The organism is Rhodoligotrophos sp. CJ14, assembly GCF_038811545.1.
In the GTDB taxonomy this organism is placed as follows: domain Bacteria; phylum Pseudomonadota; class Alphaproteobacteria; order Rhizobiales; family Im1; genus Rhodoligotrophos; species Rhodoligotrophos ferricapiens.
The window spans coordinates 3,749,022-3,758,960 of sequence record NZ_CP133319.1; the positions used below are offsets into that span (position 1 = coordinate 3,749,022).

Annotated in this window: 5 protein-coding genes; all 5 read left to right on the forward strand. The window is 64.0% G+C overall.

Annotation, left to right across the window (positions count from 1 at the left end; all coding sequences use genetic code 11):
• The first annotated feature begins 1 nt into the window (after window position 1).
• The 5 genes from RCF49_RS17570 to RCF49_RS17590 all read left to right on the forward strand — a co-directional run bounded on the left by RCF49_RS17570 (window position 2) and on the right by RCF49_RS17590 (window position 9,802).
• Entirely contained in the window at window positions 2–1,156 is a 1,155-nt protein-coding gene (locus tag RCF49_RS17570) for a metallophosphoesterase family protein (protein WP_342641079.1), read from the forward strand.
• Window positions 1,156–3,855: an AAA family ATPase gene (locus tag RCF49_RS17575; protein WP_342641080.1), complete on the forward strand. Its 2,700-nt coding sequence runs from the start codon at window positions 1,156–1,158 to the stop codon at window positions 3,853–3,855. Before RCF49_RS17570 ends, RCF49_RS17575 begins: the two co-directional genes overlap by 1 nt.
• Window positions 3,856–4,201: 346 nt before the next feature.
• On the forward strand, window positions 4,202–5,023 hold the full coding sequence (locus tag RCF49_RS17580) for an ImuA family protein (RefSeq protein WP_342641081.1): 822 nt from the start codon (window positions 4,202–4,204) through the stop codon (window positions 5,021–5,023).
• Complete coding sequence (locus tag RCF49_RS17585; RefSeq protein ID WP_342641082.1) at window positions 4,905–6,548, forward strand: Y-family DNA polymerase; 1,644 nt, start codon at window positions 4,905–4,907, stop codon at window positions 6,546–6,548. The genes RCF49_RS17580 and RCF49_RS17585 overlap by 119 nt, the downstream gene beginning before the upstream one ends.
• The gene (locus RCF49_RS17590; RefSeq protein WP_342641083.1) at window positions 6,545–9,802 is read left to right on the forward strand and encodes an error-prone DNA polymerase; all 3,258 of its coding nucleotides are present in this window, start codon (window positions 6,545–6,547) and stop codon (window positions 9,800–9,802) included. The genes RCF49_RS17585 and RCF49_RS17590 overlap by 4 nt, the downstream gene beginning before the upstream one ends.
• Window positions 9,803–9,939: the final 137 nt, after the last annotated feature.

Here is a 9,939-nt window from a genome sequence, read left to right on the forward strand (position 1 = left end):
CATGCGCCTTATTCACACGGCAGACTGGCAGATCGGCAAGCCTTTCAGGCAATTCGGCGAGCGCGAGCCGGTGTTGCAGGAAGCGCGCCTGGTCGCGATCGAGAGCATCGGCGCTTTGGCACGGCGCGAGGCGGCGGCCCATGTTCTGGTTGCGGGCGACGTCTATGACAGCGAGGCTCCGGCTTTGCGCACCCTGCTTGCGCCGCTTGAGCGCATGCGCCAATTCCCGGATGTGCACTGGCATCTGATGCCGGGCAATCATGACCCGCACCGGCCAAAGGGCCTGTGGGATCGCGTGCGAGAGACGGGTGTGCCGGACAATGTGCACCTGCACCTCGCGGCAGAGCCGGCGGCGCTTGGACATGACGCAGTGCTGCTGCCATCACCCCTGACCCGCAAGAGCGAGGCCGCTGACCTCACCGAATGGATGGATCGGGCAGCAACGCCCGAGGGCCTCGCCCGGATCGGTCTGGCCCATGGCTCCGTTATGGGCTTCGGGCGGGAGGGCGAGGCATCGAACCCCATCGATCCGACGCGCCCGTCCCGCGCCGGCCTGAGCTATCTCGCCTTGGGCGACTGGCACCGCACCATCCAGATCGGCCCGTCCGCTTGGTACGCGGGGACGCCGGAGCCCGACCGGGCGGGCAGCCAGGAGACCGGTCAGGTTCTGCTGGTGGAAATTCGCGGCGCGGGCATGCCGCCGCTCGTCACCCCTCATCGGGTTGGCCGCTATCGCTGGCTCACCATGACGGAGCATCTCGCAGGCCCCGAGGCTGCGGATGATCTCGAACAACGGGTGAGGGCGCTGCCGGAACTCTCTGCAACGGTCATTCGCCTCGTTATGAGCGGTGCCTTGTCGCTGACTGCACGGGCAGAGCTCGACCGGCGGCTGACCATGCTTGCCGCCGCCACCTTCGCGCTCGAACCCGACACAACGAAACTCGCGACGCGCCCGACACCGGCGGATCTGGAGGCCATAGATTTCGGCGGCGTGTTGCGGGATGCGGCGGACCGGCTGAAGCAGCTGGCCGAGGATATGACACGTGATGCGGCTGAGCGGCGCCGGGCCGAGGATGCGCTGGTCGAGCTCTTCACCCGGGTCGTGAGCACGCCGGGCGAGTCAGCAAGGCCACGACGCGTGCGGGAGCTGGCCTAGTGCGCCTTACCAGCATAGCCGTTGAAGGGGTCGGCCGCTTTGGTACCCGCACCCGCATTGATGGCCTCGGTGAAGGCGTGAATGTGCTGATGGCGGCAAACGAGGCCGGCAAATCGACCATGTTCCGCGCCATCCGCGCCTGTCTTTTCGAGCGCCATGGCACCAAGAACGAATTCGTCAAGGCACTGGCCAGCGATGGCCTCTCGCTTCCGATAACCGTAACCCTCGGCTTTGAGCATGAGGGGTCGGCCTATATTTTGCGCAAGTCCTTCCTGAAAAGCCCGTCCGCCAGCCTTTCCCGCGGCGAGCGCGAGGTGGCGCGCGGTGCTCAGGCCGATGAGATGGTTTGGGAACTGCTCGGCATCGGCCGTGGCCAGGGCCGCTCGGTGGATGACGCGGCCTTTGGCCTGCTCTGGGTTGGCCAAGGTCAGTCCTTTCAGCTGCCGCGGCCCTCTGACGGAGCGACCTCCGCGCTCACCGCCGCTATTCAAGCTGAAATCGGCGATATTGTCGGAGGTGAGCGCGCGCGCAATGTGCTGGGCGCCCTCAAGACAGATCTCGATCGGCTGGTCACCGATAAGGGCAAGCCGAAGGCCAATGGACCTTTGGCTCTGGCGGAGGCTCGGCTCGATGAGGTCACCGCTGAGCTTGACGAGGCGGAGCGGCGCCTGACCATTCTGGATGAGCAGCTGGTACGGCTCTCTGCAAAACAGGCCGAACGGGCGCGCTGGGCTGATCCTGCAGAAGCCGCCCGGCAACGGGCTGAGCTCGACGAGGCCCGCAAGGCCCATCAGGCCGCAGAGGGCATGGCGGCCATTCTCGCCCAATATGATGCGGACGAACGGCAGGCCCGTGCAATCTGTGAACGTGAGCGTCAGAAGCTCACGACGCTCATCGAGCGGGTACAGCGCATTGACGAGGATAAGGCGCGGCTTCAGCAGCTTGAGCAGGCGCTCCAGCCGCTGGATGAGCGTGAGAAGACAGCACGAGCGGCTCTTGCCGAGGCTCGCGCCGCATTATCCGCCTTGGCGGCAGACAACGAACGGGTGGAGAACGAAGAGCGTCGCCTGCAGCGGATGGCCTCCATCAGTGCCCGTGCGGAGTCCCGTGACCGGCTGAAGCAGCATCAGCGGCAGCTCGCCGATCTTGCCCGCCGGCAGAACGACAATGCGGCCGCATTGCATGCCAACCCGGCCACCCCCGCAGTCATTGCCAAGCTCGACGAGATCGAACGGGACCTCGAAGTGATCTCGGCACGGCTCACCGCCGTCGCACCGCTTGTCTCGGTCATCCCCGGCAATGCCGGGGCAAACCGTATCGAGGTTGATGGCACCATTCTGGATGGCGCCCTGCATCATTCGGCGCTCGAACCAATGACCATCCGGGTGCGCAGTGATGGCGGTGAGATCGTAACCGTTACCATCACCCCTGCCATGGCAGGCCTCGCCGTTGATCGTCAGAAGCAGCAGGCGCTTCGTGGCCGTCTGGCAGAGTTGCTGGCCACATGCGACATGCCGGATGCAGCATCGCTGCGCGTTGCCCGCGCTCATCGCCAGGGCTTGGAGAGTGAGAAGCGCAGTCTCGAAGCAGAGGGCAAGGGGCTGGGCCTTGGGCAGGAGACGGCCGCTTTCGCTGCCGAGCGGATCGGTCGCGAGATCGCTGATATCGACTCAAATCTTGCCAGCACGCTTGCCGAGCTGGCGCTGACCGATCTTCCGTCGGCAGATGAGCTGGAGCGGCAGCGGACCTCGCTTCAGCAGGAAAAGGATGAGATCCGGCGCAAACGGGCCGTTATCGACGGCACCATCGAGGCACAGAATGAAATTCTCGCGGAGATTGCCGACCAGCGCGGCCGGCTGCAGGGCACCGGATCGGAAATCCGGGGGCGGCTTGCGGCCGATCTGGCCATATTGCCCGATGAGCAGCGTGACCGCAGGTTGAGCGAGGCGCAGAAGGCTTGCGACCAGGCGGATGAGGCGCATCGCCTGAAGCTGATGGCCTTGGAGGTGCAACGCCGCTCCGCTCCGTCATCTGATGAATGTGAGCGGCTGCGCATCCGGCTGGCGCGGCTTGAGGAAGCGCTGGAGAACCGCAAGGCGCAGACTGCCCAGCTCGACCGTGAGATTTCCAATCTCGAAGGCCAGATCCAGAGCGCTGGTGGCGATGGCATCGGCGAGAAGGTCGAGATCCTGCGGGCGCAGCATGATCTCGAAACCCGGGAGCTGGAGCGGCAGCGGGCGCGCGCCGCAAGTCTGCAGCTGCTTCGCGATACGATCGAGGATTGCTACAAGGCGCAACGCGACCGGTTGCACGCGCCTTTGCGGCGGCATTTGCGGCCGCTGGTGAACGATGTGTTCCCGGCTGCGGAACTCGCCTTGGGCGACGGCTTTGCCGTGGCTGGGCTGAAGCGCAGCGGGCCCGAGGCAGAGCTGTTCGATCGCCTATCCGCCGGCACCCAGGAGCAGATTGCCGTGCTGGTGCGTCTGGCTATGGGCGCCATGCTGGCTGAGCGGGGCCATGAGGTGCCGATCATTCTCGATGACGCGCTGGTCTATTCCGATGATGACCGGATCGAGCGGATGTTTGATGCCCTGAACCGGGCAGGGCGCAGGCAGCAGGTCATCGTGCTGACATGCCGCATGCGGACTTTCTCGCGGCTCGGCGGCAATCCCCTGTCGATCGTCCAGGGACTGGATTGACTCTTTTCAGCCTTGCGCGTTTAATAGAACAAAACAGGAACACGAAGGAATGTCTGCCAAGCATGAGACGCTTGCCGGGCTGCGGCGGTGTTTGGCCGAAATCGAGGCATCCACCTGGAATGGCCCGGCAGATGACATAGAGATTGAACCTTCTCCGCGCGAGGTCAAGCCGCGGGGAGAGCAGCGCACTGGCGCTTTGGCCGCACGGAAGAAGCCTAGAGCATTTTCGAGCGAAGTGGATACCGGTTCGCGTGAAAATGCGACTGAGCAAGAACTTAGAGCGGTTTCGCGATTCAAAGAAAAGCGGAAACGCTCTAGGCATGACCTTGGCGCGCTGATCTTTTCCATGCGGAAGACTGCGCCAAGGTCTGCCTTGGGCACGGCCGCCCCGGGCTTTGACCGGCAGGACCAGCTCGGCAAGGTCTCCTTCGGTGTTTCGAGCATCGATGAAGCCATTGGTGGCGGCCTGCCGCGAGGTGCCTTGCATGAGATCTTTGCGGCGCGCGCAAGTGATGGTGCTATGGCGGCCGCCTTCGGCTTGGGCCTTGCCTGTCGGGCGAGCGGGGCTGACCGGCACATTCTCTGGGTACGCCAGGACATGGTGGCCCGTGAATATGGCGAGCTCTATGGGCCCGGGCTCCTGGAATTCGGTCTTTATCCGGAAAAGATGATCCTGGTGCGGCTGCGCGATGGGCTACAGGCCTTGCGGGCAGGCCATGAAGCCCTGCGCTGCGCCGCCTTGGGCGCGGTCATTATCGAGCTTTGGGGAAAACCCAAGGCGCTCGATCTCAAGGCAACCCAGAAGCTCGCCCGGGCGGCAGCGCGCTCGCGGGTGAGCGTTTTGCTCCTTCGCACCATGGCGGAAGCAGAGCCCAGCGCCGCCTTGAGCCGCTGGTCCGTTTCGTCTTTGCGCTCTCGCCCGCCGGAACTGGGGCTCGTGGACGCGCCGGCTTCTGCCCTGTTCGGGCCGGGCAGGCCGGCATTCAGGCTGGAACTGTTGCGGCATCGGGCCGGCTTTCCGCCGCGATGCTGGCATGTGGAGTGGAATCGTGAGCAACATATCTTCCAGGAATCGTCGCTATCTCGCGTTGTGGCTGCCTTTCCTGCCGACCGACCGGCTGCATCGGCAAAGCCGGTTGCACCGCTCTTCTGGCGCCGAGCCGGCTGAGCGGCGGGAATGTGGCGAAAGGAGAGGAGCACGCCGCCCTCTGGTGGTGCTGGCGCGGATAAAGAATGCGCTGCGTATTGTTCATGCAGATCAGGCCGCTCTGGCCTTGGGCCTTCATGCCGGTCTGACGCTGGCGGATGCGCGCGCCCGCGTCGCCGATTTCGCCACTGCTGACGAGGACCCGGCGGCCGATCGGGCCACACTGGAGCACATTGCGGACTGGTGCGACCGCTATACGCCTTTGGTGGGGCTCGATGGCCCAGATGGGGTGATGCTCGACATCACTGGTTGCGCCCATCTCTTCGCTGGCGAGGCGGCACTGCGGAATGATGTGACGAGCCGCTTGCGGGCCATGGGCTTCACGAGCTTGAGCGCCATTGCCGGAACCCCTGATGCAGCGCGAGCGCTGGCCCGTTTCGCCAGGGGAGGCATTCTTGCGCCGGGCAGCGAGGCAACCGCCTTGCGGCCTCTGCCGGTCGCCGCCTTGGGGATTGCTCCGGATCTGACGATAGCGTTGAGCAGGGCTGGGCTTAAGACCATTGCTGATCTTGCGGATAGGCCGCGCAAACCGCTGGTTGCCCGCTTCGGCAAGGATCTTGTGGAGCGGCTTGCTCGCGTCCTCGGCGAGATGGACCATCCGATCTCGCCACGCCGGCCGGTTGCAGCCCTCATCGCTGAACGTCGCTTTGCTGAACCCGTCTCCCGCGCCGAGGATATCTCGGCCACCTTGAACCGGCTTGCGGAGGAGCTTGGCACCTGTCTCGAACGGGATGGTTCAGGGGGGCGCAGCTTCGAGGCGAGCTTCTTCCGCGCCGATGGCGATGTGCGCCATATCGCCGTCTCGGCCGGACGCCCGCTGCGCGATGCCGGCGCGATCACCCGCCTGTTTGCGGAGCGCCTTGCATCTCTGGCCGACCCGATCGATGCGGGTTTTGGCTTTGATGTGATCCGCCTTTCCGCCCACGCCACGGAAAAGGCGGATGCGGCGCAGATCGGTTTCGACGGTCGCACCCGGGAGGACGAGGCCGTGGCCGAGCTGATCGACCGCCTGTCTGCCCGGTTCGGCGAAACCCATGTTCTGCGCTTCGTGCCGCAGGACAGCCATATCCCCGAGCGTCGTGTGAAGCTGCTGCCGGCCATCGCCCCTGTGGCGGAGGCAGCTAAAGAGCCAGCTAAAATTGAGGTCACCCGCCCAAACCCGGCAGATGCCCATGGCCCCAGCGAGCCTCAATTGCCTTTGCGCCTGTTCGATCCGCCCGAGCCGGTGGAGACCATGGCCGAGGTGCCGGACGGGCCGCCCAAACAGTTCCGCTGGCGGCGTATTTTGCACGAGGTGGTGGCGGCCGAAGGACCGGCGCGCATCGCGCCTGAATGGTGGCATCGCGACGGTGATGCCGATGGTCTGACCCGTGATTATTTTCGCATCGAAGATCAGGAAGGCCACCGCTTCTGGCTTTATCGTGAGGGTCTTTATGAGCGGGAAACTGACAGGCCCCGTTGGTATCTGCACGGGATTTTCGCATGAAGGCGAGCCCGGCCTATGCGGAACTGGCCTGTGCCTCGAACTTCTCGTTCCTGCGCGGGGCCTCCCACGCCTATGAGCTGGTGCCGCGGGCTTGGGAGCTCGGGCAGAACGGCATCGGCATCGCCGACCGCAACACGGTGGCCGGCGTCGTCCGTGCGCATACGGCATTGAAGATGCTGCGCGACTCCCTCGCCAAGGAGGGAACTGCTTGCAATTTCAAGCTTGCCGTTGGCGCGCGGCTCGCCTTCAGCGACGGCACGCCCGACATCATCGCTTACCCCGAGAACCGAGCCGGCTGGGGCAGGCTCTGCCGCCTGCTCACCTCAGGCAATCTGCGCGCCCGCAAGGGTGAATGCCGGCTTGGTCTGGATGATCTCACCAGCCATTGCGGCGATTTGCTGCTGATCGTCATGCCGGATGACCTTGCCAAGCTGCGGCCGGTGCTGATGGCGCTCGCGGAAGCAGCCCCTGGCGCGGTGTGGCTCGGCGCTACCATGCTGCGGCAGGGCAATGATCACCGTCGGCTGGCCATGCTGCAGGCAATTGCGCAGACGGTGCGAGTACCGCTGCTCGCCACCAATGACGTGCTCTATCACGCGCCGGACCGGCGGCCCTTGCAGGATATCATCACCTGCATCCGGGAAGGGCTGAGGATCGAAACCGCAGGGCGCAGGCTCGAGGTGAACGCAGAGCGCCATTTGAAGAGCCCTGCGGAAATGCTCCGCCTATTCCGATATGCGCCGGAAGCGGTGGCGGAGATCCAGCATGTGCTGGCCCGCATCGATTTTTCGCTCGATGAGCTCAAATACGAATATCCGGAGGAACCGGTGCCGCCGGGCAAGACACCGCAGACCTATCTGGAGGAGCTGGCCTGGCGGCGGGCGGAATTGCGCTATCCCGACGGGATTCCCGAGCGGATCGTGACCCTGCTTCGCCAGGAGCTCAGTCTCATTGCCGAGCTCAATTATGCCAATTACTTCCTGACCATCCACGACATCGTAGATTTTGCGAAGAACCGCGGCATTCTCTGCCAGGGGCGGGGGTCGGCCGCAAATTCCGTAGTCTGCTTTCTTCTCGGCATCACCAATGTCGATCCTATGGATATCGACGTGTTGTTCGCGCGCTTCGTGTCGAAAGAACGCCAGGAGCCGCCGGATATCGACGTCGATTTCGAGCATGAGCGCCGCGAAGAGGTCATTCAATATATCTATGATCGCTATGGCCGGCACCGGGCCGGGATTGCGGCAACGGTCATCCACTACCGCCCGCGCTCGGCCATTCGCGAAGTGGGCAAGGTTCTGGGTCTCACCGAGGACATCACCTCGGCCCTGGCCTCGACCGTATGGGGCAGCTGGGGCGACAGCCTGCCCGACGGGCAGGTGCGGCAGGCAGGGTCTGATCCCGCCAATCCCGAGATCGCCAGGGCTGTCGATTTTGCCAATCAGCTGATCGAGTTCCCGCGCCATCTCTCCCAGCATGTGGGTGGTTTTGTGCTCACCCGCGATCGGCTGGATGAGACCGTGCCCATCGGCAATGCCGCCATGCCGGAGCGTACCTTCATCGAATGGGATCGGGACGATATCGACGAGCTCGGTCTGTTGAAGGTGGATGTGCTGGCGCTCGGCATGCTCACCTGCATCAAGAAGGCCTTCGACCTGCTGAAGCAGCATAAGGGGCTCAATCTCGATTTGACCTCGACCGAGCGCAATGACCCCGTGGTTTATGACATGCTCTGCAAGGGGGACTCGATCGGCGTGTTCCAGGTGGAAAGCCGCGCCCAGATCAACATGCTGCCGCGGCTGCGCCCGCGCGAATATTACGATCTGGTGATCCAGGTGGCGATCGTCAGGCCGGGACCTATCCAGGGCGACATGGTTCACCCCTATCTGCGCCGCCGGAAGGATCCTGATGAGGTGGATTATCCCTCGCCCGGTCCGGGCTATCCCAAAGATGAGCTGAAGGATGTTCTTGGGCGCACCTTGGGCGTGCCCCTGTTCCAGGAACAGGCCATGAAGCTCGCCATCGTGGCAGCGGAATTCACCTCCGAACAGGCCAATCAGCTGCGCCGAGCCATGGCCACCTTCCGCAATGCCGGCACCATTCATGAGTTCGAGCACAAGCTCATCGAGGGCATGGTGCGGCGCGGTTACGATCGCGATTTCGCCGAGCGCTGCTTTGCCCAGATCAAGGGCTTCGGTACTTACGGCTTTCCCGAAAGCCATGCGGCGGCCTTTGCCCATCTCGTCTATGTCTCCTCCTGGATCAAGTGCCACCATCCGGAGGTGTTTGCCTGTGCGCTCTTGAATTCCCAGCCCATGGGCTTCTATGCCCCGGCGCAGATCGTGCGGGATGCACGCGAGCACGGGGTTGAGCTGCGCATGGTGGACGTGAATGCGAGCCACTGGGACAACACGCTGGAACAGCAGGAAGACGGGTCCTTTGCCCTGCGGCTTGGCTTCCGGCAGATCGATGGCTTTCACCGCGAGTGGGCGGAGCGGATCGTTGCGGCGCGGTCCCATGGCTATGCAGATATGGAGATCCTCGCTCGGCGCACCCGGCTCACCCGGGCTTGCCTGCAGAAGCTGGCCGATGCTGATGCCTGCCGCTCCATGGGGCTCGACCGCCGCGAGGCCTTATGGGCGGTGCGCCGCCTTCCTGATGACGCACCGCTCCCCCTGTTTGCCGCAGCGGATGCAGCAGAGCTTGGGTCCGAGCCCGAGATTTCCTTGCCGGCGATGCCGCTCGCTGAGCAGGTCATCACCGATTATCAGACCATCCGCTTGTCGCTGAAGGCGCATCCCTTGGTCTTCCTGCGCGACCGCTACCGGAGAGAGGGCATTGCGAGCTGTGGGGAAACAGCCGCGCGCACCGATGGCGCCTGGATCAAAACGGCGGGCGTGGTGCTGGTGCGTCAGCGGCCGGGCGAAGGCACGGTGATCTTCATCACCCTGGAGGATGAGACGGGTGTAACCAACGTGGTGGTCTGGTCAAGCATGTTCGAGAAGTTCCGGCGTGAGGTCATGTCGGCACGCCTGCTGGAAGTGCGCGGCCGCGTGCAGAAGAGCGAGGAGGGCATCGTGCATGTGGTGGCGCAGCGGCTGATTGATCGCAGCGCTGATCTGACAACCTTGACGGAGATGGCTGAGACAAATCCACGTCTTCCTCACGACAACGCGCCGTCAGGTTACGTTGCCTCCCGCGCCCGGCACCCGCGCAATGTCCGGGTGATCCCCAAATCGCGAGATTTTCATTAGCAATAAGACGGCTGGCACTTCAGTCTTCCTGCGAGCTTTCTCATGCCCGCGCGGTTTGTACCTCTTGCATCGGACAACCCGAACTGGCCATACTGGGAGAGCTCGGATCGCCGAAAAATTTACCGCTTTCTTCAAGG